This window comes from Streptomyces sp. NPDC059477, assembly GCF_042749375.1.
Taxonomy (GTDB): domain Bacteria; phylum Actinomycetota; class Actinomycetes; order Streptomycetales; family Streptomycetaceae; genus Streptomyces.
On the sequence record NZ_JBHYUG010000006.1, the window covers coordinates 97,364 to 123,600 of the forward strand.

At 70.7% G+C, this 26,237-nt stretch carries 23 protein-coding genes; 13 read left to right on the top strand and 10 right to left on the bottom strand.

The genetic code is table 11. The features are described from left to right. Positions 1–84: 84 nt before the first annotated feature. The 8 genes from ACFXAZ_RS04970 to ACFXAZ_RS05005 all read right to left on the bottom strand — a co-directional run bounded on the left by ACFXAZ_RS04970 (position 85) and on the right by ACFXAZ_RS05005 (position 8,587). Positions 85–843 (bottom strand): creatininase family protein, encoded by a 759-nt coding sequence (locus ACFXAZ_RS04970; protein WP_384585178.1) that lies wholly within the window; start codon positions 841–843, stop codon positions 85–87. After that, positions 840–1,790 (bottom strand): dihydroorotate dehydrogenase, encoded by a 951-nt coding sequence (locus ACFXAZ_RS04975; RefSeq protein ID WP_384585180.1) that lies wholly within the window; start codon positions 1,788–1,790, stop codon positions 840–842. The genes ACFXAZ_RS04970 and ACFXAZ_RS04975 overlap by 4 nt, the downstream gene beginning before the upstream one ends. Further along, a complete protein-coding gene (locus ACFXAZ_RS04980) occupies positions 1,787–2,332 on the bottom strand; it encodes a nucleoside 2-deoxyribosyltransferase (protein ID WP_384585183.1) in 546 nt (181 codons plus the stop codon). The genes ACFXAZ_RS04975 and ACFXAZ_RS04980 overlap by 4 nt, the downstream gene beginning before the upstream one ends. 48 nt (positions 2,333–2,380) lie before the next feature. Further along, complete coding sequence (locus ACFXAZ_RS04985) at positions 2,381–3,856, bottom strand: aldehyde dehydrogenase family protein (RefSeq protein ID WP_384585186.1); 1,476 nt, start codon at positions 3,854–3,856, stop codon at positions 2,381–2,383. Between the two features lie 8 nt (positions 3,857–3,864). Next, positions 3,865–5,277 carry a hypothetical protein gene (locus ACFXAZ_RS04990; RefSeq protein ID WP_384585189.1) on the bottom strand — a complete coding sequence of 471 codons (1,413 nt, stop codon included), beginning with the start codon at positions 5,275–5,277 and terminating at the stop codon, positions 3,865–3,867. Then, the gene (locus ACFXAZ_RS04995) at positions 5,261–6,796 is read right to left on the bottom strand and encodes an amidase family protein (RefSeq protein WP_384585192.1); all 1,536 of its coding nucleotides are present in this window, start codon (positions 6,794–6,796) and stop codon (positions 5,261–5,263) included. Before ACFXAZ_RS04995 ends, ACFXAZ_RS04990 begins: the two co-directional genes overlap by 17 nt. A 6-nt stretch (positions 6,797–6,802) precedes the next feature. Further along, positions 6,803–8,119, bottom strand: coding sequence for a condensation domain-containing protein (locus ACFXAZ_RS05000; protein WP_384585195.1), 1,317 nt, complete (start codon positions 8,117–8,119; stop codon positions 6,803–6,805). A 90-nt stretch (positions 8,120–8,209) separates the two neighbouring features. Continuing rightward, the gene (locus tag ACFXAZ_RS05005) at positions 8,210–8,587 is read right to left on the bottom strand and encodes an ectoine synthase (protein WP_384585198.1); all 378 of its coding nucleotides are present in this window, start codon (positions 8,585–8,587) and stop codon (positions 8,210–8,212) included. 291 nt (positions 8,588–8,878) lie between these two features. Between ACFXAZ_RS05005 and ACFXAZ_RS05010 the strand changes: the two genes are divergently transcribed. The 8 genes from ACFXAZ_RS05010 to ACFXAZ_RS05045 all read left to right on the top strand — a co-directional run bounded on the left by ACFXAZ_RS05010 (position 8,879) and on the right by ACFXAZ_RS05045 (position 19,009). Continuing rightward, the gene (locus ACFXAZ_RS05010) at positions 8,879–10,027 is read left to right on the top strand and encodes a sugar phosphate nucleotidyltransferase (RefSeq protein ID WP_384585201.1); all 1,149 of its coding nucleotides are present in this window, start codon (positions 8,879–8,881) and stop codon (positions 10,025–10,027) included. Next, complete coding sequence (locus tag ACFXAZ_RS05015; protein WP_384585204.1) at positions 10,024–11,553, top strand: class I adenylate-forming enzyme family protein; 1,530 nt, start codon at positions 10,024–10,026, stop codon at positions 11,551–11,553. Before ACFXAZ_RS05010 ends, ACFXAZ_RS05015 begins: the two co-directional genes overlap by 4 nt. A 101-nt stretch (positions 11,554–11,654) precedes the next feature. Beyond that, positions 11,655–12,938 carry a nucleotide sugar dehydrogenase gene (locus tag ACFXAZ_RS05020; protein ID WP_384585207.1) on the top strand — a complete coding sequence of 428 codons (1,284 nt, stop codon included), beginning with the start codon at positions 11,655–11,657 and terminating at the stop codon, positions 12,936–12,938. After that, a complete protein-coding gene (locus ACFXAZ_RS05025) occupies positions 12,931–13,911 on the top strand; it encodes an NAD-dependent epimerase/dehydratase family protein (protein WP_384585210.1) in 981 nt (326 codons plus the stop codon). The genes ACFXAZ_RS05020 and ACFXAZ_RS05025 overlap by 8 nt, the downstream gene beginning before the upstream one ends. Continuing rightward, entirely contained in the window at positions 13,908–15,005 is a 1,098-nt protein-coding gene (locus tag ACFXAZ_RS05030) for a glycosyltransferase family 4 protein (RefSeq protein ID WP_384585213.1), read from the top strand. Before ACFXAZ_RS05025 ends, ACFXAZ_RS05030 begins: the two co-directional genes overlap by 4 nt. Further along, positions 15,002–16,153, top strand: a complete 1,152-nt coding sequence (locus ACFXAZ_RS05035; protein WP_384585216.1) for a DegT/DnrJ/EryC1/StrS family aminotransferase — start codon at positions 15,002–15,004, stop codon at positions 16,151–16,153. Before ACFXAZ_RS05030 ends, ACFXAZ_RS05035 begins: the two co-directional genes overlap by 4 nt. Before the next feature lie 4 nt (positions 16,154–16,157). Then, a complete protein-coding gene (locus ACFXAZ_RS05040; RefSeq protein ID WP_384585219.1) occupies positions 16,158–17,954 on the top strand; it encodes a cellulase family glycosylhydrolase in 1,797 nt (598 codons plus the stop codon). Then, a complete protein-coding gene (locus tag ACFXAZ_RS05045) occupies positions 17,951–19,009 on the top strand; it encodes an alcohol dehydrogenase catalytic domain-containing protein (protein WP_384585222.1) in 1,059 nt (352 codons plus the stop codon). The genes ACFXAZ_RS05040 and ACFXAZ_RS05045 overlap by 4 nt, the downstream gene beginning before the upstream one ends. A gap of 76 nt (positions 19,010–19,085) precedes the next feature. On the opposite strand, the gene ACFXAZ_RS05050 is transcribed toward ACFXAZ_RS05045, so the two are convergent. Next, positions 19,086–19,667 carry a LuxR C-terminal-related transcriptional regulator gene (locus ACFXAZ_RS05050; RefSeq protein ID WP_384585224.1) on the bottom strand — a complete coding sequence of 194 codons (582 nt, stop codon included), beginning with the start codon at positions 19,665–19,667 and terminating at the stop codon, positions 19,086–19,088. Between the two features lie 407 nt (positions 19,668–20,074). Here ACFXAZ_RS05050 and ACFXAZ_RS05055 point away from each other — a divergent pair, with 407 nt between their 5' ends. The 5 genes from ACFXAZ_RS05055 to ACFXAZ_RS05075 all read left to right on the top strand — a co-directional run bounded on the left by ACFXAZ_RS05055 (position 20,075) and on the right by ACFXAZ_RS05075 (position 25,088). Beyond that, on the top strand, positions 20,075–21,088 hold the full coding sequence (locus ACFXAZ_RS05055; protein ID WP_384585227.1) for a fatty acid desaturase family protein: 1,014 nt from the start codon (positions 20,075–20,077) through the stop codon (positions 21,086–21,088). 119 nt (positions 21,089–21,207) lie between these two features. After that, complete coding sequence (locus ACFXAZ_RS05060) at positions 21,208–22,173, top strand: ABC transporter ATP-binding protein (protein WP_384585230.1); 966 nt, start codon at positions 21,208–21,210, stop codon at positions 22,171–22,173. A 2-nt stretch (positions 22,174–22,175) separates the two neighbouring features. Further along, positions 22,176–22,934 (top strand): ABC transporter permease, encoded by a 759-nt coding sequence (locus ACFXAZ_RS05065; RefSeq protein WP_384585233.1) that lies wholly within the window; start codon positions 22,176–22,178, stop codon positions 22,932–22,934. A gap of 12 nt (positions 22,935–22,946) precedes the next feature. Beyond that, positions 22,947–23,750, top strand: coding sequence for an ABC transporter permease (locus ACFXAZ_RS05070; protein WP_384585237.1), 804 nt, complete (start codon positions 22,947–22,949; stop codon positions 23,748–23,750). Positions 23,751–23,984: 234 nt separating this feature from the next. Then, complete coding sequence (locus ACFXAZ_RS05075; RefSeq protein ID WP_384585239.1) at positions 23,985–25,088, top strand: hypothetical protein; 1,104 nt, start codon at positions 23,985–23,987, stop codon at positions 25,086–25,088. A 202-nt stretch (positions 25,089–25,290) separates the two neighbouring features. Here ACFXAZ_RS05075 and ACFXAZ_RS05080 read toward each other — a convergent pair whose 3' ends face one another. Then, positions 25,291–26,181, bottom strand: coding sequence for a fructosamine kinase family protein (locus ACFXAZ_RS05080; RefSeq protein ID WP_384585385.1), 891 nt, complete (start codon positions 26,179–26,181; stop codon positions 25,291–25,293). Positions 26,182–26,237 lie beyond the last annotated feature (56 nt).

The following is a 26,237-nucleotide window of genomic DNA, read 5'->3' on the forward strand; positions in this document are numbered from 1 at the left end:
GCGGCACGAGGTGATCGAAAGGGATCACCACCGCCGCCCCGGGCTCGCGGCGCACCCGGGCGGGACCCGTCGAGGCTCTCGGTCTCACCCCATGGATTCCAGGATGTTGTCGATGATGTGCCAGAAGAGGAGTTCACCGAGGGCGGCGCCGGCCCCGGTGGTGGAGGACAGGACGCCCCGCGTGGACATACGGGTCGCGTCCAGCGGGTGACGGTAGATCCCGGCCGGTGGCGGGGTCTTGTGCTCCGGCCGCTCGGGGCGCACGGTCCCGGGCCGCAGATAGAGCATGAGACTGGTTTCGGTGAGGCCCGCGTGTTCCGCGTGCCAGCCGGGGAAGCCGGGCAGATGGTCGGCGATCCAGCCGTCACGCACCATGCTCCACCAGCTGAACGCCATGATCTCGGTCTCCGGGAAGGCGACCGCGGGCCGGCAGCCGTCGATGGCCTCGAAGAGCAGTGCCTCGTTCTCGTAGTGACCGTTGATGACGACCAGCTTGCCGGGCCGCAGCGGGGCCAGCGAAGCGAGGACATCGGAAAGGGAGTCGATCAGCGTGGTACCCCGCAGATGCAGGGTGCCGGGCCAGTGTGAACCGCCCCCGCTCTGCGGCAGTGACCGGGCGGCGATCGCCTGGACCGGCATCACGAACCCGCCGGACTCCGCGCCGACCTGCCTCGCCAGCGCCTCAGGGATGTCGAGGTCCACGGACAGCGGCAGATGCGGCCCGTGCTGCTCCAGACTGCCGACGGGCCAGACAAGGGTGGCGCCCCGCAGGGCGGATTCCACCTCGGCGCTCGTGAGATCGCCGTAGAGCAGGGAGGCCGGGGCACGCGTCCGCCGGGTCATGGGTGCGCCCTGCTTCGGCCGCCGTCGTCCTCGCCGTCCGGCGGCGGCAGACTGCGTCCGACGAGGCTGGTCGCCGACCGGCCCATGCCGGTGAGCCGGTCGTCGACACCTCGGCAGATCTTGGCGAGCGTCGCGTGCATGTCGTGGTGCAACGCCGTATAGACCTGGACGGCGTTCGCCCCCACACTCAGGTACTCGATCACATCCCCGCATTCCTGGACGCCACCGCCGCCCAGCACGGGGACGTGCGTCCCACGGCGACGCAGACCGTAGATCTCGGCCAGTACGAGCGGCTTGATACCTGGACCCGAGTACCCGTACACCCCGCCGAGCCGCACCCGGCCGGTGGACGGATCGACCGCCAGGCCCGCGATCGTGTCGCTGAGGGTGATGGCGTCCGCGCCTTCCCCGACCGCCGCGTCCACTCGCGCGTACAGGCCCTCGCCCGCCGCGAGCTTCACACTGAACGGTGTCCTGACGGCATTGCGGACCGCCCGTGTGTAGGCGGCCACCCGCTCCGGTGTGTCCTCGCCGTACCCCTCGTCGTTCAGGCAGGAGATGCCCAGCTCCAGGGCGGGGCTGCCGGCCGCCGTGACCCGCTCGGCGAGCCGGGCCAGTTCGGACGGCGTGTCGGCGTGCACCGACGCGATGAACGGCAGACCGTCGGCCGCCATCCGGCGTGTGATCGTCAGCCATTCCTCGACACCGCGACGTGAGTACGTCGTGCTGTTCAGCATCCCGGTCGGCAGGCGCAGGATCCGTTCGTCCCCGCCGGGAGGAGGGCCGGGATGAATGGTCTTGGTCACCACCGCGCCCGCTCCTCCCTCCAGCAGCCGACGAATATTGCGCTCCTGGTCGGTCAGCAGGCCCGATCCCACCACGACCGGGGAGGCCAGCCGCATGCCGAGCACCTCGGTCGCCGCGGCGTTGCCCGCCTCCCCGCTCACGTCGCCGCCGCCACCTTGCCGGTGACCGCGGCGAGCAGCCGCACGAAGGAGTCCGGGTGCCGCTGCGCGTCCTCCTGGTCGACCACGGACACCCTGGCCACCGTCGGCAGACCGCGCAGCAGATGACTGGCGTTCTCGGCCATGGGCACGGGGGTCACCATCACGATCGGCTTGCCCTGCGCCGAAGCCCAGCCCAGCTCGATGTGGGTGCCGTCGGTCCGCAGGAGTTCGCCCTCCAGCACCGGGAGGACCGGGACGAAGACATCACAGCGGCGCATCCAGTCGAAGTCCCGGACACTGACCTCGTCCGGTGTGAACAGCGGGGTGTCGACGCCGAACTTCTCCGCCACATGTGCCGAGAACACGGTGCCGTTCGCGGCGGTGACGGCCTCGATGATGTGGTGGATGACATGCCGGAGCGGGGTGTGGAACCCTCCGTTGCCCAGTGCGTGCTGAATGGGGCCGCCGACGAACACGCGGAGGCCGGTCAGATCGGGGGTGCCACGGGTGCTCTCGGTGAGGTCGGCAGAGATGTCGGTCATGGCGTTCGTTCTCCTGGCCTGTTGCGGGTGGTGGGACGGGTGACGCGGTCAAGCTGTCGTGGCGTCGTTGTCGGCGTCGTTGTCGGCATCGATGGCGGCGTCGTCGTCGGTGTTGTCGCGCGCCCGCTCGCCGAGCGCGATGTTGTGGACCCTGATCTGCGTGTATTCGAGAAGTCCCCAGTAGCCGTACTCGACGCCGACGCCGGACGCCCGATGCCCGCCGAAGGGGACGTCGTGCCGCAGGTCGCCATGGGTGTTGACCCAGACGGTGCCGCACTCCACCCCCGAGGCCAGTTCCCTGGCCCGGCGTTCGTCGCCCCACAGCGAGCAGCCGAGCGCGTGAGCGCCCGCGCCCGCCCGGTCGAGTGCCTCGGGGACGGTGTCGTAGGGCACGACCGGGATCACCGGGCCGAACTGTTCCTCGCGCTCCAGCGCGGTACCCGGCGGCAGGTCGGCGACGACGGTCGGCCGGTAGAAGTACCCGGGCCCGGGGAGCGCGTATCCGCCGGCCGCGAGCCGCGCCCCGGCGGCGACGGCCCGGTCGACCAGCCCGGCGACCCGGTCCCGCTGGACGGCACAGACAAGGGGGCCGAGGGCGGAGCGCGGGTCCATGCCGTCGCCGACCACCGTGGAGCGTGCCAGGGAACCCAGCAGCCCGACCAGCCGGTCATGCTTGTCCCGTGGCACATAGACGCGTTTGACGGCGGCGCAGAACTGGCCGCTGTTGACCATCGCCCGCCGGAACAGCTCCGGCGCGACCCGCTCGGGATCGGCGTCGGGCAGGACGATGGCCGGGTCATTGCCGCCGAGTTCGAGCACGATCCGCTTCAGGTCCGTCGCCGCGGCTCGGGCGATGTCCTGGCCGACCCGGATCGAGCCGGTGAACGAGATGAGCCGTACCGCGTTGTGCCGCGCGAGGAGCGCTCCCACGGCGGCGTCGCCGGAGACGACGCTCAGCGTCCCCGGCGGCAGTACCTCGCTCAGCAACTCGCCCATGAGCAGGCTGGACAATGGCGTCTCCGGCGCCGGTTTCAGGACCACGGTGTTCCCCGCGAGCAGCGCCGGGGCGATCTTGCAGACGGCGAGGAGCAGCGGGAAATTGGAGGGCGCGATGGCCGCCACGACGCCGTACGGCACATGCTCCAGGGAGATCTCCGCCCGTCCGTCGTCGACGAGCCGCCGGCGTCGCAGGCCGAGGGCTGCGGTGTGCGCGAACCAGTCGGCCGCCGCCCGTACTTCGGCCAGCGCGTGGCGCAGCGGCTTGCCCTGCTCACGGGTCAGCAACTCGGCCAGGTCCCGCTCCCGCACGGCCAGCGCGGTGCGGCACGCGCGCAGCAGGGCGCGCCTCCTGCGCGGCGGCAGGGCGGCCCACGAGCGGAAGGCGGTCGCCGCCGCGTCCACCGTGTCGTCGAGCTGCTCGGCGGAGGCCACGGGCGCGTGGGCGAAGACTTCCCCGCACGCCGGGTTTTCCACCGGGAGACGGCGGCCCGGGGCGCCGCGTACGGGGCGGCCGGCTACGGTCATGGCCGGTCTCATGAGCGGCTGCCGGCGGCGGTGGGCTTGGCCAAGGCGAGGGCCGGGGCCTCGGCGTCGGTGGTGGTGTCCTCTGCGGTGGCATCGCCGTTCACCGCCGTGGCCTTGCCCGCCGCCATGGCCGCGCCGACCGCCCGGTGGATCTCACCCGCGATGCGCTCGGCCGTCGCCGCGCTCTCCGCGCCCACGACGACGCCCAGTGAGGGCCGGTGCCGGGTGAGTGCGCGGACGGTCGACGGATAGGCCCGGATGCCGCGAGCCCACAGGTCCTTGAACACCGGGCGGACGTGGGCCGTGTACGACGCGACATCGGTGAGCCGTAGCGGCAGGGAGTCATGGGAGTGGATGACCGGGCGGTCGGCGGCCCACCGCTCCGCGAGGGCGATGGCGTGCATGGCACCGGTACGCCGGGCGTTGATCTCGGTCACGTACAGCTCACCGTCGAGGCCGAGCAGGCAGTCGACCGAGAACCAGCCCCGGTATCCGAGGGACCGGACGAACGCGTGGACGGCCGTGCCCAGTACGGTGAGCCGTTCCTTGAGTCCGGGGGCGAGGACTCCGGGGCCCAGGGCCAGGCTGCGGTACCGCAGTCCGTCGACGCCGAGCACGCTGTACTCCAGCCGGGGCGACTCACTCCCATCGACCAGGATGTCCATGGCCGGGCAGTCGACGGCATGGTCGATGTGGTCCTGCACGAGGAGCGGGAAGGCACCGAAGAAGGGCTCGCGTCTCAGCACCTGCCAGAGCCGGGCCGTTCCCTCGGCGCCGCCGCGCGCGATGGCGGAACCGTAGCCGCCGACGCCGTACATGCTCTTGACCACGGCCCGGCCGCCGCCGCCCCCGATCGCCTCGACCGCGCCCTTGAGCTGGTCCCAACCGGCGACCGAGATACCGCGCGGGACGCGGAACCCCGGGATGTGCGAGGCGAGATCGACGCAGCTCTGCTTCGATTCGAGATATTCGCAGGACCAGTAGTGCTCAGGGTCGGCGACGTCCAGTCGTACCTCCTGCCCCTGGCTGCGGAGCAGCGCGGCCAGGGTGTACAGCTCGGGTGACGCCCCCCAGGACACGAACCGCACCGTGCGCGCCCCGCCGGTCGCGGTGCGCAGGGCGGCGAGCGCCCGGTCGTCGTGGAGCAGATCGTGGACGAGACGGCCGGTGCGCGGTGCCGGTGACACGACCGGGGGCACGGAGGTGCCGAGAGCGGCGTGGACATCGGCGAGCCAGGCAGGGGAGTATCCGGCCGGGAGCAGGAGTACACGCTTCTCGGTGCTCCAGAAGACGCACTGGTCGGCGAGGCCCGTGCCGTGTTCGATCAGGTCGCGTTCCACTCCCGGGTCGAGATCCAGCAGTCCGCGTTTCAGATTGAACTCGACGGTGTTCGGGATCACCAGGTCAATGGTGTGGGGCATGGCGTGGGACATGCTCTCCTGCCTTCCCTGACGTAGGACGCGAGTGGGGTGCGAGGACCGGGGGTCGGCCGAGCGGTGGCAGTACCTGTTCCAGGGTCTTGGCGAGCGCGAGCGTCGTGCGGTCGCCGAGATAGGGTCCGGCGACCGCCATGCCGACCGGCAGACCCAGGCGCGTGAGCCCGACCGGGACCACCGTCGTGGGCAGGTGGCACACGCCGGTCAGCCCGGCCCAGGTGAGCTGGTCCCAGTAGGGCCTGCTCCGGCCGTCGACCTGGATGTCCCGCTCGGCGAAGGGGCGGTGGTCGTGCGGCGGCGCGGCGGTCGGGGCGACCGGAAGGAGGATCGCGTCGTACATCTCGAAGAACGCCCGCCAGCGGAGTCGCAGCCTGGCCCGATGCGCGTCGGCCTCCGCCCAGGAACGGTGGGACAGGGCGACGTGCTCGGCCCCCAGCTCCGCGCCCGGGACAGCGTCGCCGTGCACGATGGTGTCGACGTCCCGCACGGAGTACGTGCTGAACGCGACCGGTGTCAGCAGCGCGCGGAACACCCGGTCGCTCGTGTCCAGACGGATGCCTCTCGGGGCGACCTGCTCCACCGGGACACCCGCGCCGGCCAGTCGACCCGCCGCCTGTTCGAGCAGGCGGCGTACCTCCCCGTCCACCGGGCAGTACGCGTCGTCGAACCAGGCGGCGACCCTGCGGACCCGGCGGGCGGGCGGCAGGTCGAGCCGCCAGGCGGGGGCGTCACGGGAGTCGGGCCCGGCGACCGCGTCGAACACGGCGACCAGATCGTCCACGGTACGGGCGAACGGTCCGGCCACCGTCAGGTCCGTGACCGTATGGGCGAAGGGCGCGGGCGGCACATGCCCGTAGGTGGACACCGTACGGAAGCTCGGCCTGTGCCCGAAGACGCCGCAGTGCGAGGCGGGAAGGCGGATGGAGCCGGCCACGTCGGAGCCCAGTTCGACCGGGGTAAGACCGGCGGCGACCGCGCCGGCCGACCCCCCTGAGGAACCTCCGGTGGAGAATGCCGGATCCCAGGGGTTGCGCGCGGTGCCGAACAGGTCGCTGTGCGTCTGTACGTCGGCCGAGTGCTCCGGCAGGTTGGTCTTGCCGAAGACGACGCAACCCGCGCGGCGCAGCGCCGCCACCGCGTCGGCGTCGCGGACGGGTACATGGGCGGACAGCGTGGCCGTACCCCCGGTGGTGCGTGTCCCGGCGGTCGAGAAGCAGTCCTTGACCGTCATGGGGACACCGTGCAGAGGTGGCAGCAGCTCACCGCGGGCGGTCAAGGCGTCCGCCTCCTTCGCCGCCGACATGGCGTCCTCGCACAGGGTCACGACCAACCCGAGTCCAGGGTTGCGCTGTGCGACGGCGTCGAGGAGCGCCGCCAGGTGTTCGCGCGCCGAGACCTCGCGCGCGGCGATGGCCTTCGCCGCCTTGAGCGCGGGCCACCAGCACAGTTCCTCGTCGCCGCCCAAGGTGCCACCACCTGTTGCCGTCGGGGCTCGTGTCGTCATGGGTGATCACCCGGCGACCGAGGTGGGCTCGGTGAACGCCACCTCGTCCGCGGCGAAGGAGACCAGGAGCTGTTCGACGGCCGTGAGGAAGGCCCGTACGGCTTCCGGGGGCAGCACCCGCGGGTCCGCGCCGAGGATGATCCGGACGCGGTCCGGTACGTCGTCGTGGATCACGAGGAAGAAGCGCTCGGCCTCGTGGAGTTCGTCGTCATGCCCGATACGGCTCTCGGCCGCCGCCTTGCGGATGTCCGCCGGTGTCGCCCGCCCTGTCGGGGGACGGTCCTCGCGGATCGATCGCGCGTCGTTGAAACAGCACGACAGATCGAGGCGCTCGCCGCGTTCCCGTTCGTGCTTCTCGACCAGGCGCTCGGCCCGACCGGGGTCGTAGAGACCGTTGGCGTAGGCCCGCAGCGCCGCGACACGGGCCGAGCGCATGACGTCGGCGACGGTCCTCCCGTTGGTGTCGACGACCGCGAGCACCTCTTGGTGCAGGTTGGCGACCGTGCCGCGCAGTTCCTGGTCGGTGCGGTTGGCGGTGAGGAGCCGGAGCGCGCACCGGGGGAGACCGGCGCGGCGCGCGAGCAGCAGCGCCACCACGGCGAGCAGGACCGTCGAACTGCTCGTCCTGTGGCGCTCGGCGAGCACCGGGAGCGCCAGGGCCACCGCCCGCGAGGTCAGGACGGCGCTGTAGAAGGGCGGCAGGGCGTCCTCCGGGACCGTGGCCGCGCCGGGAAACATCGTGGAGGGCATCGCCGCGAGTTGTTCGTCCCAGTAGCGGTCGGCGCGGGCCAGCAGACGCCGGCCGCGTTCCGACTCCTCGAACGCCGCCTGCTCCACCGGCTGACGCGAGGGCGGCGGCGGCCCGGCGGCGACACCGCGGACATGGGCGGTCAGCAGCCGCGTGATCTCGGCTTCGAGGACGCGCAACCCCGTCAGGTCGGCGGCCATGTGCGAGACGAAGAGGACACCGTGGACCGGTTCACCGTCATGGCACACCACCGCGGCCCGGAACGGCAGATCCACCGCGTGGTCGAACGCGCCCCGGCGGGCGCCCGCCCCCCACTCCGCGATGATGTCCCCCACGCCTGCCGCGCCGGCGGCGGGAAGGGCCTCGACCATGAAGGACCCGGACCGGATCACCTCCTGGCGCAGTACACCGTCCGCACCGACGCGGTACACCGTGCGCAACGACTCATGGCGGCCGACCAGTTCGCCCAGCACCTGGCAGACCTCGGGCCAGACGCTGCCGAGAGGCAGCACAACCGGGTGGAGCTGATGGTAGAACGCGGAGTCCGGCATCCGCCGCTGGATCAGATTCCACATGTGCCGTTGTCCGCACGTCGCCGGACCGGCGGCGGAACGTCCACCGGAGAACGCGACTTCACACCGAATCGATTCAGCCACGGCCCGCCCCTAATAGCTCGAATGCACACCGGGTGTGAGCAAGTGGGTTTCCCGACCGTGCAGAGCCGGCGAGAAGACGCACATCAGCGTCATCCCGTGCTGCGAGCGCAGGACGTGTGGTTCCCCCATGCCCGGGGCGTACAACATCCCCGGTCTGATCTCGAAGACACCGTCGTCCGTCTCCACGGAACCGGAGCCGCTCACGCAATAGCAGATTTCCTGGTGATTGTCGTACCGCAAATACGATTCGCTGCCGGGCTGTACATAGGTCTCGGTCAGACTGAGCCCCAATTCATCGGCCTGTACGAGCAGTCGCCGACTCGTTCCATTGCCCCAGTCCACGTCACATTCGGTTCCCACGACATCTTCGACCGTGCGTACCAGCAAGGTTCACCCGTCCAGGATTCGGTGTATTTCCAGGGTCGGGCATCGAGTCTATGGAGCACGGGACCGGGAAATCCATGGACAGTACGGGTATAGCCACGTGGCTAGGCCCGCCGGAGCGCCCGTTCGAGGCTTCCTGGGGCCGGCCGTCGCGCCTGACCCTGGGGCTTGTCGCGATGCCGACGGCGGCATAGGGAGGCTCCCGGGCGACCGATGAGTGCGATGTGCGCGATGTGACCGACGCGTGCGATGCGTGCGATGTGACCGACGCGAGGGATACGAGGGATGCATGCGATGCGAGCCATCATCCTGACCGGAGGGAAAGGGACACGCCTCCGGCCTCATACCGAACACCGGCCCAAAGGTCTGCTTCTGCTGAGCCAGTACTCCATCCTCGAAGTCATCATCCGCCGACTTCGAAACGCCGGGTTCCGTCATATCACCTTGTGCGTCTCCCACTTGGCCGACCAGATCGAGGCCGAATTCGGCGACGGGGGGACACTCGGCGTGCGGATCGACTACAGCGCGGATCCGCAGCCCATGGGAACCGCCGCGCCGCTGGCCCGGGTCGCGGACTGGAACACGCCGGCCCTGGTCATGAACGGCGACGTCCTGACCGCGCTCGACTTCGCCGATCTCTACCGGACGCACCAGAACAGCGGAGCTGTTCTGACCGTCGCGTCACACCGGCGCCCCGTACCGATGGGATTCGGCGTCCTGGATATCCGCGGTGACCTGGTGGCCGGTATCTGGGAGAAGCCGACGCTCCATCTCGACATCTCCGCCGGCATCTATGTGGCGAATCCGGCCGTTCTCGATGTGATGACCCCCGGCGAACCCATCGACATGCCCGATCTGGTGGCCGCGATGATGGAACGCGGCCACCGAGTCCACGCCTATTCGTTCAGTGACCGATGGCACGACATCGGAACTCCGGAACGGTACGAAGAGGCGAAACGCTGCTTCGCGGAGAACCCGGACCTGTATTTGCGCAACATCGACGCCGAGGGCCGGAGCGGCCCCGAGAGCCGGTCCGAGGAGAACGGATACCCGGAGTTGCTCCACTATCCCCGCGAACCATCCCTAAGCAAGCCATCCCTAAACAACCCATCCCCCCACAACGCATCAAGAGAGGCCAACGGATCCGTGACACAGGACGATCCCGCGACCGACGGCCTGACCTCGAAGATCGCCCAGGAGATGGGGGCGGTACTGCAATGCCGGCCGCCGGGCCCCGCCGACGACTTCTTCCTGCTCGGCGGCGATTCCCTGCGTGCCGTCGAGTTGATGACGCGGCTCACCGAATGGTTCGAGCCGCAGGACGCGGCGGCGGCCGACCGCCTGCATGCCGCGCTGCTGCTCGCGGTGTTCGACGACGCCAGCCCGGACGCCCTGGCCGAGGTCGTCCGGTCGCACCGCCTGGCAAGCAGGTCGAGCCGATGACGTACGGCGAGACGCTCCACCCCCGCGATCACCGGAGAACGACGCCCATCACACCCCCCACCCTCACCACCTGCCTGCGAGTAGCGGCCCACCGCACCCCCGACGCCCTCGCCGTCAGCACCCGGGGCAGCGCCGCCTGGCAGGACATGACCTTCGCCGAACTCCACGACCGAGCGTTCACGGCGGCGGCGCACGCGACCGCCTGGGAACGGCCGGCGGGACCGGTGATCGTCCTGGTGGACAACACGCCGATCTGTGTCGCGGCGATGCTGGGGCTGTTCCTGGCCGGTGTCGACACCGTGCTCGTGGAACGCGAGAACTCGCACCTGGGCGACGCCCGTTCCGTCCTGCACCGGCTGCCGCCGGCCGGGCTGGTCGGCCCCTCCGACGTCCAGGTCGTCCCGGGTCTCGCGCAACGCACCTTCGAGGAGCTGGCGCACGCGCCCGTACCGCCCGGCGTGGTGGTGCGGCGCGAGGACCCCGCGACGGCCGTCCTCCAGCTCACCTCCGGCAGCACGGGCGAACCCCGCGTCGCCCGGCAGACACTGGGCAGCACGCTCGCCGGCGGGGTGCTGTACCGGGACATCCACCGGATCACCGCCGCCGACACCGTGCTCGCGATGGTGCCGCTGTCACACTCCTTCGGCCTGGTCGGCGCGCTGGCGACGGCCCTGGTCTCCGGCGCCGGGCTGCGGAGCATGACCAGGTTCCGGCCCGGCGCGGTGCTGGAAGCCCTCGACGCGGGCGCCACGGTACTGCTGGGCACGCCGCTGGTGTACCAGTTGCTGACCCCGGTGCTGCCGCACACCGGACCCTCCGGGAACGTACGGGTCGCGCTGTCCTCCGGCGGTCCCCTGACGAACGCCTCGGCGCAGGCGGCGGCGGCCCGGCTCGGCGTACCCGTGCACCGGGTCTACGGCAGCACGGAGACGGGCCTGATCGCCTGCGAGCACGACCGCGACGACCCATGGCCGGCGGACTGTACGGGGGTGATGGCACCGGGCGTCGACTGGCGGGTCCGGACCGGCCGCTCCCGAACGGCCCGGCAGGGGCGCGGCCAACTACTGGTGCGGACCTCGACGATGTTCGAGGGGTACGAGGACGGCGGCGGCGCCCCACCGATGGAGGGCAACCTCCTGGCCTGCGGAGACCTCACCGAGGTCGACGAGTACGGCCATGTCTTCGTCGTCGGGCGCAAGGACGCCTTCGTGAACGTGGGCGGGCGCAAGGTCAGTCCGCGACGCGTCGAGAACGTGCTCGCGGAGCATCCCGGAGTCCGTGAGGCGCAGGTGTTCGGGGCACCGGGGCGGACCGGCGAAGAGGAGATCCACGCCGCTCTGGCCCTGCGTCCGGGCAGCGACGCCGCCGCCGTCCTCACCTTCTGCCGGGCCCGGCTGATGCCCTACGAGGTGCCGCACCGCGTGCACGTACTCACCACCTTGCCACGTACCGGCATGGGCAAGATCGACCGGCATCGGCTGCGGGAGATCGCGGCGGCCGGACACCGGAATGGGGACAACCGATGACCGACAGCACAAGTAGCAGCACAAGTAGCACCAGAGACAACAGCAGAGATATCAGCAGAGAAGACGCCAGAGATGACAGCACCTGGGACCGTGGCCCGGTCGTGGTCGTGGGTCTCGGCTATGTGGGGCTGCCCCTGGCCGCGTCCCTGGCCGCCGCGGGCGTGGACGTCATCGGCGTCGAGACGAACGCCGAGACCCGCCGGACCCTCGCGCAAGGCAGGGCACCCTTCTACGAGCCGGGCCTGACGGAACTGCTGTGCGCGCTGCCGCCCGGCCGGTTCACCGTGGCGGCCACGCTCCCGGAGCGGGCGCCCCATGCCGCCGTGATCTGCGTGGGGACCCCGATGTCCGCGGCGACCGGGCAGCCGGCGCTGGAGCAGCTGGAGGCCGCCGCCGACGCCGTGGCCGCGGCGATGTCGGACGACACCCTCGTCGTGGTCCGCAGCACCGTACCGGTCGGCACCTGCCGCGAAACCGTCCTGCCGCGCCTGCGGAACCGGGTCGCCGAACCCCTCCTGGCGTTCTGCCCCGAGCGGCTGATCCAGGGGCGGGCCCTCGCCGAACTGGGCACGCTCCCGCAGATCGTCGGCGCCCTGGACACGCGGTCACAGGAACGGGCCCGCGCCCTGCACGCACGCATCACCCCGGCCCATGTCCCGGTGTCGTCACTGGAAGCCGCGGAGATGATCAAACTGATCTGCAACGCGCACACCGACGTCATGTACGGCTTCGGCAACGAGGTCACCATGATGGCCGCGTGCTTCGGGCTGGACGCCGACGAACTGATCGCCGGCGCGAACCTCGGCTATCCGCGACCGGACCTGGCCCGCCCCGGATACGTCGGCGGCAGCTGCCTCACCAAGGACCCCTACCTGCTCACCCACGGGACACGCGCCCGCGGCTACCGGGCCCCGATGGTGGCGGCGGCGCGGCACGTCAACGAGAGCGTGCCCGCCTTCGCCGTCGAGCACTTCACCCGGGCCTACCGGGCGGGGACGACCCGGCCGCTGTCCGAGGCCAAGGTGCTGGTGTGCGGGGTCGCCTACAAGGGGCGACCGGAGACGGACGACGTACGCGGCGCCGCGTCGGCCCAGGTGGCGAAGGCCCTCGACGGTGTGGTGGCGACCCTGGCCGCCCATGACTTCCTCGTACCGCCCCACCGCGTCAAGGAACTGGGCTGCGAGCCGATGGCCCTGGAGGAGGGCCTTCGCGGGGCCGACGGGCTCCTCCTGCTCAACGACCATCCGGGGTACGCCGAGATCACCGCCGAGCACCTCCGCTCCAGGATGCGCCCCCCGCGTGTGGTGTTCGACATGTGGGGCCTGCTCGAACCCGCGCTCGCCGGGCACGGCGACATCACCTATCTGAGGCTGGGCCGTGTCTGAACGCGCGCTGATCACCGGGGGAGCCGGCTTCATCGGCCTGCACCTGGCGAGGGAACTGCTGCGCACCGGAACCGAGGTCGTCCTCCTCGACGACTTCTCCCGGGGCCGCCCCGACGACGCGTTCACCGCGCTGTGCGGGCACGCCCGAGCGGTGCCCCACGACCTCCGCCTCCCCATCCCGGACGACCTGCTGCCCACCGTCGACCACGTCTACCACCTGGCCGCGAAAGTCGGCGTGGGCCAGAGCAACCGGGCTCCCGGCGACGTCCTGCGGACCAATGTGCTCACCACCGTGAACGTACTGGACTGGTGTGCCCGGAACCCGCCGCAGGCGCTCTTCCTCAGCTCCACCAGCGAGGTGGGGGACGGAGCCGTACGCAGCGGCCTCGCCACGCTTCCCGCCCCGGAGGACGTGCCCTACGTGCTGCCCGACCCCGCCCTGCCCCGCGCGGCGTACTCACTGGGCAAGGTCGTCTCCGAAGTGCTGCTGCTGCACGCCGACGGGGAGTTCCGGGTCCGCATCGGCCGCTACCACAACGTGTACGGGCCGAGAATGGGCTACGCGCACGTCATCCCGCAGTTCATCGAACGGCTCCTGGCCGGGCAGCACCCCTTCCCCCTCTACGGCGCCCACCAGACCAGATCCTTCTGCCATGTCGACGATGCCGTCGCCGCCACGGTGGCCATGACACGGCTGCCCTCGGACGAGCCCCTGGTGGCCAACATCGGCAACGCCGACGACGAGATCAGCGCCCTCGCGCTCGCGGAACGGCTGTTCACGATCGCGGGCACACACCCCGAACTGGTCATCCACGAGCCGCCCCCCGGCTCTCCCGAACGCCGGCTGCCGGACCTGAAGGTGCTGACCACGGCGACCGGCTACCAGCCCCGGGTGGATCTCGACACCGGGCTGCGGCAGACGTACGCCTGGTACGCCTCCGCCCTTCCGTACCGGCACGGGGCCGTGTCATGACCGCCGTCCACGTGGCCTTCGGGGGCTATGAGGGGACCCAGGCGGGTGCGGAGCGCATGGCGTGGCGCACCACGGCACGGCTGGCGGCGCGCGGCTACCTCATGACCGCCGTCACCGACTCCGTGCCGCCCCCCGGACTCGACCGTGACACCATCCAGGTGGCCAGGGCGGCCGTTGACACCCGGTTGGGTCCCGTGCGGACGACTCCGGACCTGGTGCACGCCTACGACCTCGGACAACCGGACCCTGTCCGCCGCGCGATGAGGGTCGCACGGGAACACCGGGTCCCCTTCGTCCTCACACCCGCCACGGACCCACAGCTGTGGCCCGATCCCGCGCTGGGCCGCCGGGCCTGCGCACTGGCCTCGGTGATCTACACCTTGACCGCCGCCGAGCGGGCGGCGCTGTGCCTGGCGGGCGCACCCGTGGACCGTATGCGGCACGTCGCCCAGGCCCCCGACCTCGCCGGACGCCCCGACAGGGCGGCGTTCCGCGCCCGGCACGGCATCGACGGCCCGGTGGTGCTGTTCGCGGGCCGCCGCATTGCCACCAAGGGCTACCGGCAACTCCTCGCCGCCGCGCCGCTGGTCTGGGACCGGCTGCCGGACACGACGTTCGCCCTCATCGGGCCCGGCCCGGGCCGCCGCCCCGACCCGGCGGAAGCCCACCTGTACCGGGACGGCCGCGTGCTCGATCTGGGCGTGGTGTCGGACCAGGACAAGTGCGACGCCATGGCCGCGTGCGACGTCCTCGCGCTGCCGACCACGGCGGATGTCTTCCCGCTGGTCTTCGCCGAGGCGTGGTCATGCGGGCGGCCCGTGATCACCGGCCGTTTCCCGGGCGTCGAGGACGTGGTGCGGGACGACGTCGACGGGCTGATCGTGGGACGCGGGGCGCGTGAACTCGCCGACGTTCTGGTCACGCTGCTCACCGACCACGGACGCCGACGGGCCATGGGGGCCGCCGGTCTCGCCCGCAGCCGCACCGAGTTCGGCTGGGACCGGGTCGCCGACGACGTGGCCGCCGGGTATCACGCGGCTCTCACCCCACGACGGCCGGTCATGGCGCGGTACACGGCGAGGGAGGCAGGGTGAACACCAACCCGCAGTGGAGAGTGACGGTCGCCGACACCTCCATCGGCGCCGAGGAGCGGGCGGCGGTCACCGAGGTCCTCGCCTCGCGATGGCTGTCACTGGGGCAGGTGACCCGTGCCTTCGAGCGCGAGTTCGCCGCCGCGCTGGGTGCCGCCGACGCCGTCGCGGTCAGCAGCGGAACCGCCGCCCTGCACCTGGCCATGCTCGCGCTCGGCATCGGACCGGGCGACGAGGTGATCACCCCGTCCCTCAACTTCGTCGCCTCCGCCGAGGTCGCCGCCCTCCACGGAGCCCGGCCGGTCTTCGCCGACGTGCGCTCGGGCAACGACCTGACGGTCGCCCCGTACGAGGTGGAGAAGCTCATCACCGCCCGCACCAGGGCCATCGTCGCGATGCACTACGGCGGACACCCCGCCGACCTGGAGGCGCTTCGGGCGATCAGCCGCACCCGCGGTGTCGCCCTGATCGAGGACGCCGCCCACGCGCCCCTCGTCCCGACCCCGCTCGGCATGGCCGGGACCGTCGGCGACCTCGGCTGCTTCAGCTTCTTCGCCACCAAGAACATCACCACCGGCGAGGGCGGCATGGTGGTCGCCCGCGACCCCGACGTCCTCGCCCGGGTCAGGGCGATGCGCTCCCACTGCCTGACCCATGACACCACGGAGCGGATGCGCACCGGAGGCGCCACCTACGACGTACCCGCCGTCGGACTCAACTACCGGCCGACCGAGATCTCCTCCGCGCTCGGGCGGGTGCAACTGGCCAAACTCACCCAGGACCGCGCCCGCCGGCAGTGCGTCATGTCGGTGTACCGCGAGCGGCTGGGCCTGGCCATGCCCTTCGACGACCGGCCGGACGACGGCGCCCACCACCTGGCCGTCGTCCTGCTCCCCCCGCACATCGAACGCACCCTGCTGCGCGAGGAGTTGAACACCCTCGGGGTGCAGACCTCCGTGCACTATCCGCCGACCCACCAGTTCACCTACTACCGGGAACAGCACGGCAGCGCGCTGCGGGAACTGCCGCTCACCGAGCACCTCGCACCCCGGCTGCTGACGTTGCCGCTGCACGCCCTCATGTCCGACGACGACGCGGTCTATGTCGCCGACGCCGTCACCACCGGCCTGCGCCGATCGGCGTGGAGGTAACGCGATGGAATTCACCACCCACGCGGGCCGTGTCCACGCCGGGGGGCGGCCTGTGCCGGTCGTCGGCGTCAACTACCACCCCTCCCGGGCGGGCTGCCGCATCTGGAGCGACTGGGATCCGGCCGCCGTGCGCGAGGACTTCGCCGCCATGGCCGAAGCGGGGTTCACGACCGTCAGACTGTTCGTGTTCTGGCGCGACTTCGAACCCGCACAGGGCAGGCCGGAACCCAAGGCTTTCGCCCGGCTGTCCGAAGCCGTCGCGATCGCCGCCGAGCACGGGCTGTCCTGCGTCCTGTCCCTCTTCACGATCTTCATGAACGGCCGTCTGCTGGACCTCGACTGGCGTCATGGCCGCAGCCTCTGGCGCGATCCGGCGATGCGCGACGCCGAGGAGGACTTCGCGCGACACGTCGCCCGCGCGGTGCGCGCCCACGGCAACGTCCTGGCGTTCGACCTCGGCGACGAGATCCCCGCCGTCGCCCCGGCGGAGGCCGGCGCCCTGTCCCGCGAGGAGGTGGCGTCCTGGTACGCGCGGATGGCGGGCGCGCTGCGCGAGGAGGCGCCGGGCGTGCTGGTCCTCCAGGCGAACAACGCGTCGGCCGTGTTCGGCCCGTCGCCGTTCGGCGTGGACAACGCGGAGCCGCTCGACGTGATCGGTGTCCACGGCTTCCCGTCCTGGGCGGCCGGTTCCATCGAGTCCACCCTGTCGTACAAGGCCACCAGCCTGAACTCGTTCCTCGTCCGGTTCGCCGCCGCCTACGGGGCGCCGCTGGTGGACGAACTCGGCAGCTACGGAGTGAACGAGGCCACCGCCGCCGCCTACCTGGGCGCGTCCGCCGCGTCGGCGCTCGCCAACGGCGCCATCGGCGTACTCGCCTGGTGCTGGCAGGACATCGCGTCGACCGACGAACCGTACGCGGGCAGCCCGGCGGAACGGCACGCAGGGCTGCGGCGTCTGGACGGATCCGCGAAACCGGCGTTCACCCGGTTCGCCCGACTGGCCCGCTCGGCCGCCTCCCTCGCGCTCGACCCACAGAACCCCCGGATCGCCGTGTACCTGCCCGAACGGATCCGCGCCCGCCCACAGTCGTATCTCGACCACGAGGTCGGCACGGTCGCCGCCTTCTACGCCCATCTCCTGCTCAAACGCGGGCATCTCGACTTCCACTTCGTCGCCGGACCCGTCGACGGCCATGACCTGGTCATCTGCCCCTCCGCCGACCAGCTGACCCTCACCGACATCCAACGCCTCAAGTCCGCCGCGTCCGGCGGCGCCACCGTCTACGTGTCCCTCGGCGACCGGCACCACGGGTTCCCCGGCGAGGAACTGACCGGCGCGGAGATCGTCGACTTCGCGCTGTCCGACAAGGGGAAGGCGTCGTTCTCCTGGCGGGGCACGGACTGGCCCGTCGACTGGCACGCGGGCAGATCCGCCCCGGTGACCCTGCGGGCGACGACCGGCCGCGTGGCCGCCACGTTCGCCGATGGCACCCCGGCGCTGGTCGTCCACCCGGTCGGCGCCGGGCGCATGGTGTTCTGTGCCGTGCCCGTCGAACGGATGCTTGATGTCCCCGGACGGCTGGAGTCCCGGCCGTGGCACTCCCTCTACCAGGGGATCGCCGAACTGGGCGGAATCCGGCCACTCGTGAAGTCGGTCGCACCCGAGGTGGAGATCGCCGTCGGCGCGCGGACGACCGTACTGGTCAACCACGGCACCGTCCCCCGGCAGGCGCTCGGCGTCACCGTCGCCGCGAAGGACTGGGCGGTTCTCGCGTCCCCCGGACCGGGAGCCGCCGCATGATGAGCGGGGTGGTCTACCGAGGGCCGGGAAGGATCGAGGTCGACACCGGACTCGACCTGCCCCGGGTGCGACACGACCGGGACGCCGTCGTCCGGGTGACGAGGACCGCCATCTGCGGCACCGACCTGCACCCCTACCGGGGCGAACTGCCCGGGTTCGCCATCGGGAGCGTGCTCGGCCACGAGTTCGTGGGGGTTGTCACCGAGGCGGGCCCGCAGGTCCCGTTCGCCGTCGGCCGGCGGGTCGTCGCCTCCGACATCATCGCCTGCGGCCGGTGCGCCCGGTGCACGGGAGGCTGGCACTACCAGTGCCCCGAGCGCACGCTGTTCGGCTACTCCACCCTGGCGGGCCCCGAGGTCGCGGGCGGCCAGGCCGACTACGTCCGGGTCCCCTTCGCGGACGTGGTGCTGTCCGCCTGCCCCGACGACCTCGACGACGACCGGATGCTGTTCGTCGGAGACATCCTGAGCACCGGCTACGCGGGCGCGGAGGCCGCGCGGATCACTCCGGGGGATGTCGTCGGCGTGGTCGGCGGGGGACCGGTCGGGCTGCTGTCGGCCCAGTGCGCCGGGGTGTTCGGCGCGGCACGCGTCGTGGTGACGGACCCCGACCCGCGCAGGCGCGCGAAGGCGGAGGAGCTGGGCTTCGAGGCCGTCGAGCCGTGTGCGTTCGGCCCGGTCCTGCGCTCCGGCTCGGACCGGGGGGCAGCCGCGGTGATCGAGGCGGTCGGCTCCGCCGCGGCACTCACCTGCGCACTGGAGAACGTCGGCTACGGCGGCACCGTCGTGGCCGTCGGCTCACACGCCTCACGGGCGGTGCCGCTCGACGCCCGGGCCGCCTTCGCCCGGGAGTCGACGCTGCGGTTCGCGGTGGGCAACCCCCTCCGCGTACGGGACCGGGTGGTCGCCCTGCTGCGCGCCGGCCTGCTGGACCCGGCACCGCTCGTGTCGCACCGCCTGCCGCTGTCCGAGGCGGCCCACGGCTATCGGATGTTCGACGCACGCCAGGCGCTGAAGGTCGTACTGCTGCCGGAAGGGGGCGCCTCGGACGGGTGACGGGGTGGAGTTGGGGTGAGCGGTGTGGGGGCGGCTGCGGGTGCGGTGAGCGATGTGCGGGTGGCCTGGGAGCGGGTCAGCGCTGGATGAGTCCGCGTTGGATGGCGGTGACGACGGCCGCTGTGCGGTTCGGTGCGCCCAGTTTCAGGAGCACGCTGGCGACGATGCGTTTGGCGCCATGGGTGGAGATCGACAGGCGCCGGGCGATCTGCTTGTTGCTGAGTCCCTGGGCGAGCAGTGCCAGTGCCTCGTTCTCGCGCACGGTCAGGGAGCCGTTGCGCTCCCGGGCGGATACCGGGAGCCCGTTCGCGCGCTGGATCAGCTCGCGAGCCAGCGGGGCCGGCATGGGGACCTGCCCCGCCACCAGCTGACGCAACGCGTCCTCCAGGGCGCTCGCGCTCAGCTCGCCGAGAATCAGGAATCCGTCGGGATTGAAGGGGCCCGCGAAGCTCTGGACCGTCAGGTCGGTGCTGTGCAGGATGAGCAGGATCTTGGGCCGGGCGCCACCGGAACCGCCGAGCGCGCCGTCGATCTCGGCGAGGTCGCTCAGGATCAGTACGTCGGGTGACCGGGCGCCGACCACGCCCTGGGCCTCGGTCCAGTCCTGGCAGTGCCGGACCGTACCGACCAGGGGGATGCCGTCCAGCGTGGCGTCCATCCCGAGCCGCAATATCTCGTCCCGGAGCAGAGTGACGATGTCCAGCGGCCGGAAGATTTCAGTGCCACACGATAAAGCCGAAGCGTCCACAGTCCCCCCGTTGGCTCTATACGCAGCGAATCAAGCCGTACGGTCGACTTTCTACCAAATTCGTGATCGAACGGGCAAGAGGGAGGCGCTCGTACTGGCCAAGTGCCATGAGCGGATAATCGGACAACGCGCAATTCTCCGACAGCTTTACCGGCATTCGGCGGAGACAGCGGGGGGTGTTGTTTCGGTGTCGAAATCTGTAGCTTGAGAGTGAGAATTCGAGGCGAGTAAGTGAGTCTTTCGGGCCGTGGCAGTAGGACGCGGCCTCGGCCACGGCTTCCGCCGTGCGCTTTTCCGGCACTCTTGGAGGTCCAGGAATGACACTCGCGCAGGAGAATGTCCACCCCGACCGCAACGAAGTCTTCACCGCCACCGAATTACGTGAGCTGACCCGCCGCTCCAGCGGCCTGGCCCTGCGCCGCTCCTCGGCGCACGCCCTGCTGTACGCGGTCATCATGACCGGGGCTTTCGTCATCGACACCTGGTGGGCCACCGGGCTGGGCTGGGTACTGGGCGCCTTCGTGGTCGCCTCGCTGCACAACGTGCTGCACTGCACCTCACACGGCACCTTCATGAGGACCCACCGCGGGAACCGCCTCGCCGGACAGTTCGCCGGCACGCTCCTGCTCATGAACAGCGCCCTGTACCGGGTGTTCCACCTGCACCACCACCGCAACACCCAGACGGCCGACGATCCCGAACCCGACGGCGTCATCGTCAATCCGGGGCAGTACGTCATCGCCATGCTCAATCTGGACTACTTCCTGGGCTTTCTGCGGATGTCCGCGGCCTCCCTGAGGCACCGGTACCCCTACTTCGTCACGACCGACCGAGCCCGCGCCGCCATCCGCCGCGACACCGGGATCATCGTTCTGTGGGTGGCCGCCGCAGCCGCCGCCACCGCCCTGTGGCCCATGGCGATGCTCACCCTGTACATCGCGCCGACCTGTCTGGCCTGGATCCTGAACAATTTCTCCATCATGCCCGAGCACTACTACGTGGACCGGACGGACAACCCGTGGCGCAACACCAACTCGGTGTACACGAGGAGCACATGGTTCGGCTTCCTCAACTGGAACACCAACTACCACGCCGAACACCACCTCTATCCCGGGATTCCGGCCTGGAACCTGCACGAGGTGTCGAAGCGGGTACGCGGGCATCTCGCCTTCACCGAGACGTCCTACCTCCGCTTCCACGCCCGACTGATGGCCGACCTGGTCAACGGCCGGGCCAAGGAGCGGCCCTTCACACTCCAGGAGGGCCGGGCGACGAGCTTCTTCTACCCACTGGAGAAAACCGAGGCGAAATTCAAGGGGCCGGTGTCTTGAATCGGATGCCCCGGGGGACCGCTGAAACTCCCGGCCGGGCGCTGGCTGTTGTTTTCGGTCTGAAATCGGTAGCTTGCCGGTGAGACCCGTCGCATCGGCACGGGATTTCGGAGGACAGCATGACGGTGAAAGAAGAACGTGTGTGCGGCGATGCCCGGAGCGGACACACCCTGGTGCGGGCCCGGAGCCTGGTGAAGCGCTTCGGTGATTTCACCGCGGTCGCCGGTATCGATTTCGACATTCACAGAGGGGAGTCTTTCGGCTTGCTGGGGCCGAACGGCGCGGGAAAAACAACGACCATGCGGATGCTGAGCTGCGTCAGCGTGCCGTCCGGCGGCGAACTGCGGATCCTCGGCCGTGACCCGGCACGGGAACAGACAAAAATCCGCGAGCGGCTGGGGATCTGCCCCCAGGCGGACAATCTCGATCTGGATCTGACGGTTGTCGAAAACATCACGACGTATGCGCGGTACTTCGGTATGTCCCGAGCACGGGCCCTGCTCCGAGCGGCCGAGCTGCTGGAGTTCGCGCGGCTCAAGGACCGGGCCGGGGACCGGGTGCAGTCCCTGTCCGGCGGGATGAAGCGGCGGCTGAGCATCGCCCGCGCGCTGGCCAACGAACCCGACATGGTGCTGCTGGACGAGCCCACGACCGGCCTGGACCCGCAGGCCCGGCACCTGCTCTGGGAGCGCCTGTTCCGGCTCAAGCAACGCGGGACGACACTGGTGATCAGCACGCACTACATGGACGAGGCCGAGCAGCTGTGCGACCGGCTGGTGATCATGGACGGTGGCCGGATCGCCGCGGAAGGATCGCCGCGCGAGCTGATCGAGGTCCATTCGAGCCCCGAGGTGGTCGAGCTGCGGTTCGGCTACGACGCGGCCGACACGTACGCCGGGAAACTGGACGGGATCGGTGACCGGGTCGACCCGCTGGCGGACCGCGTCCTGGTCTACGCCCGCGACGGCGACGCGGTGGTCAACGAGGTCCACCGCCGTGGCCTGCGGCCCGCGAGTGTGCTGGTGCGCCGGTCCACGCTCGAAGACGTCTTCCTCCGGCTCACCGGCCGGGCACTGGTGGAATAGCGATGGTCCATCCCTCGGTGGCCGTGCTCGAACGGCACATGCTCCTGTACCGCCGGCTCTGGAAAGCGTCGGTGTTCTCCTTCTTCGCCCTGCCCTATCTGTTCCTGGTCAGCATCGGCGCGGGCGTGGGGGGCTATGTCGGCGAGGTCGACGGGGTCTCCTACCTGGACTGGATCGCGCCGGGCATCCTGGCCTCCACGGCGTATCAGATCGCCGCCAACGAATCGACGTACGGCGTCCTCAGCGACTTCGAGTGGGTCGGCGGATTCCACGCCATGCGCGGCACGCGGGTGTCGATCCGGGACATGATCGCCGGCTGGCTCCTGTATGTGCTGTTCGTGGTGACCCTGTCCGTCGTCGCGTTCCTGGCCATCGCCTGGATGTTCGGTGTGCTGCACTCGCCGTGGGTGTGGACCGTGCCCCTGGTGTGCGCGGTGCTGGCGCTCGGCGCGGCGGGCCCGACCATGGCGTTCGCGGCGTGCATCCGCAACGACGGCTACTTCGAACTGCTGATCCGCTTCGTCGTCATCCCCAGCACCCTGTTCGCCGGAGTGTTCTTCCCCATCAGTGAACTCCCCGACGGCTTCCGGCAACTCGCCTGCGCGTCGCCCCTGTGGCACGCCGTCGAGCTGTGCCGCGCCGCTGTACTGGGGACATCGCCCGCCTGGCCGGTTGCCTGGCACATCGGATACCTGCTGCTGTGGGCGGTGGCGGGCTGGATCTGCGCCGAGGTGGCATTCCGCCGTCGGCTCGCGAGCTGAGGGAGCCCCACGATGCTCACACAAGCCATCGCCGGTCGCCTCTTCGCGACCCGGTCCGCAGCAGTGGTCAAACGCAACGCACGGGCCATGCAGACCGGGCCCTCGGCCTGGCTCCTCGTCATGGCCGGGCTGGTCGAGCCCCTGTTCTACCTGCTCTCCATCGGCATCGGAGTCGGCAGCCTGATCGCACAGGACATCTCCTACCGGGGCCACCAGATCCCCTACGCCGCGTTCGTGGCCCCGGCGATGCTCGCCACCTCGGCCATGACGGCGGCCTTCTCGACCACGACCTTCTCCTTCTTCGCGAAACTCCGCCAGTCCAAGGTGTACGAGGCCGTCCTCGTCACCCCCGTGCGCCCCATGGAGGTCGCCGTCGCCGAGGTGGTGTGGAGCGCCGTACGCGGGGCGGTGTTCTGCGGCCTCTTCCTGGTCGCGATGGTGCTCCTGGGCACGGTCCCGGCCGGCTGGGCACTGCTCGCCCTCCCGGCGTCCGTCCTCGCGGTCGTCGCGTTCGCCGCGATCGGGCTCGCGGCCAGCACCCTGATGCGCGGCTGGCACGACTTCGACGCGCTCACCACGGCCCAGATGGGACTCTTCCTCTTCTCCGGCACCTTCTCACCCACCCAGGACTACCCGGTCGCGGCACAGGCCCTGCTCGAAGTCACCCCGCTGTACCACGCGGTCGAACTCCTCCGCCGCATCTGCATCGGCGACCTCGGCCCCTCCTGCGTCTGGCACACCGTCTACTTGCTGGCGGCCACGGCCCTGTGCCTCACCTTCGCGGCCCGCCGCATCCACGCCATCGTGTACGACTGACAGCGCACCCTTGCGCGGCGTCGTGACCGTAGTCTCGGACCGAAGGCCGCCGCGAGGTCGGTTCACACTTCCTCCACATACCTGTCACTGGCCAGCTCCTGCGCCCACCTAAGATCACTGTGCCGACGGCCCGTGCGGTGACGATCACCGGCCCGGGATGAGCGACACCGCGATGGCGTACGGGACAAGCCGCCCCCGAATGGGGCCGGTTGGGGAAGAAGGGCGGGGCCCAGCGTGGGCAAGGGTGGGGAATCCATACCGGACGAGGAGTGGGAGCGCTTCCTCCGTGAGGCAGGGGCCGGGGGCAAGGACGCGCCCGAGGAGCCGTCCGCACGCGCCCGCATGGTGACACGTCGGCTCCAGGAGGAGGGCGGCCCACCGCAGCCCTGGCGGAGTCACCAACCGCCCCGGCGCCGCGGCGGCAAGGGCTGGTACGTGGTCGGCCTGCTGGCCCTGGCCGCCGTACTGGTCGTGGCGCTGGATCCCGGACGGGTCACCGGATGGTTCACGGACGGCGGAGCGGATGGCGGGAGCGCGCCGCTCGCCGCTGAGTCCGAGCGCCCGGACCAGCCGCCGCCGACCGACCCGGTGGCTCAAGGGCCGACCCTGGACGAGCCGTTCAGGGGCTCGCCCGCGGCACAGTGGGCCGACGGCACGGCCGGGATCAGCCTGCCCGAGGCGCGGGCCACCGGCTGGATGGACAAGGAACAGGTCGCCCAGGCGCTGCAACAGACCCGCGACTTCCTCGCCGCGTCCAGCCTGGAGACGGGCGTGCTGCGCGGTGACCGGCCCACCGAGGCGCTCTCGCTGATCAACCCCCACCAGCAGGACGTCCAGGACTATCTGACGGCCGCCTTCGACACCCCCAGCCAGGAGAACAACCCCCTGCTGCTGTTCAGCCGGTTCGAGGACACCGAGATAGAGCTTGTCGGCGACGTGATCAAGACGCGCGGAAGCATCACCTACCGCGAGGGCGACAGCGGCGCGGTCGAGGTGACCACCGATGTCACCTACGTCTATCCGGTCACCCGCGCCGCGGAGGGCAGCGACGAGGTCGCCCGCACCATCGTGCGCCGCGAGATCATCATGAGCTGGGACGACCCGGTGAAGATCGTCATCGAGCCGGGCACCTTCTCCCTCGTCTCCTACATGGTGGACACCACCAACGGCGGCTGCGACACCTTCACCGGCTACCTCACCCCCGAGTTCGACTCGGAACTCGCGCAGCCGTCCCCGGGAGACGGCCCCGCGGTCGACCCGTACGACCGCAGCGAGTCGATGGACACACGTATCGCGGAGGCCGGCGACGCGGAGTGCGGAACCGCCACCCGATCCTGAGCGCCGCGAGGGCGGCCGAGGGGAGGTGACCTCCGTTCGTGCGGTCACCTCCCCTTCGGGCCACGGACGCCGGCTACCGTCGACCGTGATGCAGGCCGCCGCCGCGCCCCGATCGCGCGTCACGCGCCCCGGGCCTGCGCGGCGGCGCAAGCCGCTCGCGCTGGTCGCCGCCCTGCTGCCGTTGAACGGCGGACGAGTGGTTTCAGGAGAAGGCGCGGATGACCGCTCGGATCTCCGCCACGTGGTTCCCGACCGCGCCGAAGTGGGCCAGGGCACTGAGGTGTTCGCGCAGATGCAGCAGCGGCATACGTTCTCGCCAGCCGTCGGCCGGCGGTGAGATCTCCTGGTAGGCGCCGAAGAAGCGCTCCGGCGGCGGGGCCGTGCAGTACAACATGCTCAGCTCGGACTCCGCCCACATCCAGCACACCGCCGGATCGATGAACGCGGGCTCGCCGCCGACGGTCGCGACCATGTTGCCCTGCCACAGATCGCCGTGGTTCAGCACCGCCGGTGCGGGCGGGACCAGTTCGGGAAGGCGGGCGCAGATTCGCTCCAGGCCCGCCACATCGGCCGCGTCGAGCGCCTGACGCACCTTGGGCTCCCGCACGTAGCGGAGGATGCGGCGCTCCGCGAAGAACTCGTGCCCGTCATCCATCCACCCGTTCTCCTGGGGCAGGAGTCCCAGCCAGCCGTCGGAGTCCCAGCCGAAGCGGTCCCCGCGCACGGAGTGCAGTGCGGCGACGGCCCGGCCCGCCGCCTCCCAGTACGCGTCCGTGCCGGGAAGGTCGGCCTCCAGCGACTCCAGCAGGAGATGACGCGCGCTCACCTCGATCACCCGGGGCACCTGGAGCCCACCCGGCTCCGCGAGTACGCGCAGTCCCTGCGCCTCGATGGGGAACAGGGTGGCCGGTGCGTTGGAGGTGCCCTTGAGCACGAGGTGGGATCCATCGGCCAGAGTCAGGCGCCAGACGTCGTTCGCCACACCGCCGGTGAGCGGTTCGGCGCCCACGACATCCGCGGCGACAGCGCTGGGCAGGCTCATCAGCCCCGGATCGACGTACAGGATGGCTTCGAATTCCCTCTGGGGGAGCATCGACACCGATTGCCTCTTTCCCTTGGTGCAGTGCGTCGGTCGGTCGGGTGAAAGCG

Bases quoted from the DNA above. Each gene is read 5' to 3' on its own strand.
- ACFXAZ_RS04970 (WP_384585178.1), bottom strand. From the start codon at position 843: ATGACCCGGCGGACGCGTGCCCCGGCCTCCCTGCTCTACGGCGATCTC.
- ACFXAZ_RS04980 (WP_384585183.1), bottom strand. From the start codon at position 2,332: ATGACCGACATCTCTGCCGACCTCACCGAGAGCACCCGTGGCACCCCC.
- ACFXAZ_RS04985 (WP_384585186.1), bottom strand. From the start codon at position 3,856: ATGACCGTAGCCGGCCGCCCCGTACGCGGCGCCCCGGGCCGCCGTCTC.
- ACFXAZ_RS04990 (WP_384585189.1), bottom strand. From the start codon at position 5,277: ATGCCCCACACCATTGACCTGGTGATCCCGAACACCGTCGAGTTCAAT.
- ACFXAZ_RS04995 (WP_384585192.1), bottom strand. From the start codon at position 6,796: ATGACGACACGAGCCCCGACGGCAACAGGTGGTGGCACCTTGGGCGGC.
- ACFXAZ_RS05000 (WP_384585195.1), bottom strand. From the start codon at position 8,119: ATGTGGAATCTGATCCAGCGGCGGATGCCGGACTCCGCGTTCTACCAT.
- ACFXAZ_RS05010 (WP_384585201.1), top strand. From the start codon at position 8,879: ATGCGAGCCATCATCCTGACCGGAGGGAAAGGGACACGCCTCCGGCCT.
- ACFXAZ_RS05015 (WP_384585204.1), top strand. From the start codon at position 10,024: ATGACGTACGGCGAGACGCTCCACCCCCGCGATCACCGGAGAACGACG.
- ACFXAZ_RS05030 (WP_384585213.1), top strand. From the start codon at position 13,908: ATGACCGCCGTCCACGTGGCCTTCGGGGGCTATGAGGGGACCCAGGCG.
- ACFXAZ_RS05040 (WP_384585219.1), top strand. From the start codon at position 16,158: ATGGAATTCACCACCCACGCGGGCCGTGTCCACGCCGGGGGGCGGCCT.
- ACFXAZ_RS05045 (WP_384585222.1), top strand. From the start codon at position 17,951: ATGATGAGCGGGGTGGTCTACCGAGGGCCGGGAAGGATCGAGGTCGAC.
- ACFXAZ_RS05050 (WP_384585224.1), bottom strand. From the start codon at position 19,667: ATGGACGCCACGCTGGACGGCATCCCCCTGGTCGGTACGGTCCGGCAC.
- ACFXAZ_RS05055 (WP_384585227.1), top strand. From the start codon at position 20,075: ATGACACTCGCGCAGGAGAATGTCCACCCCGACCGCAACGAAGTCTTC.
- ACFXAZ_RS05060 (WP_384585230.1), top strand. From the start codon at position 21,208: ATGACGGTGAAAGAAGAACGTGTGTGCGGCGATGCCCGGAGCGGACAC.
- ACFXAZ_RS05065 (WP_384585233.1), top strand. From the start codon at position 22,176: ATGGTCCATCCCTCGGTGGCCGTGCTCGAACGGCACATGCTCCTGTAC.
- ACFXAZ_RS05070 (WP_384585237.1), top strand. From the start codon at position 22,947: ATGCTCACACAAGCCATCGCCGGTCGCCTCTTCGCGACCCGGTCCGCA.
- ACFXAZ_RS05080 (WP_384585385.1), bottom strand. From the start codon at position 26,181: ATGCTCCCCCAGAGGGAATTCGAAGCCATCCTGTACGTCGATCCGGGG.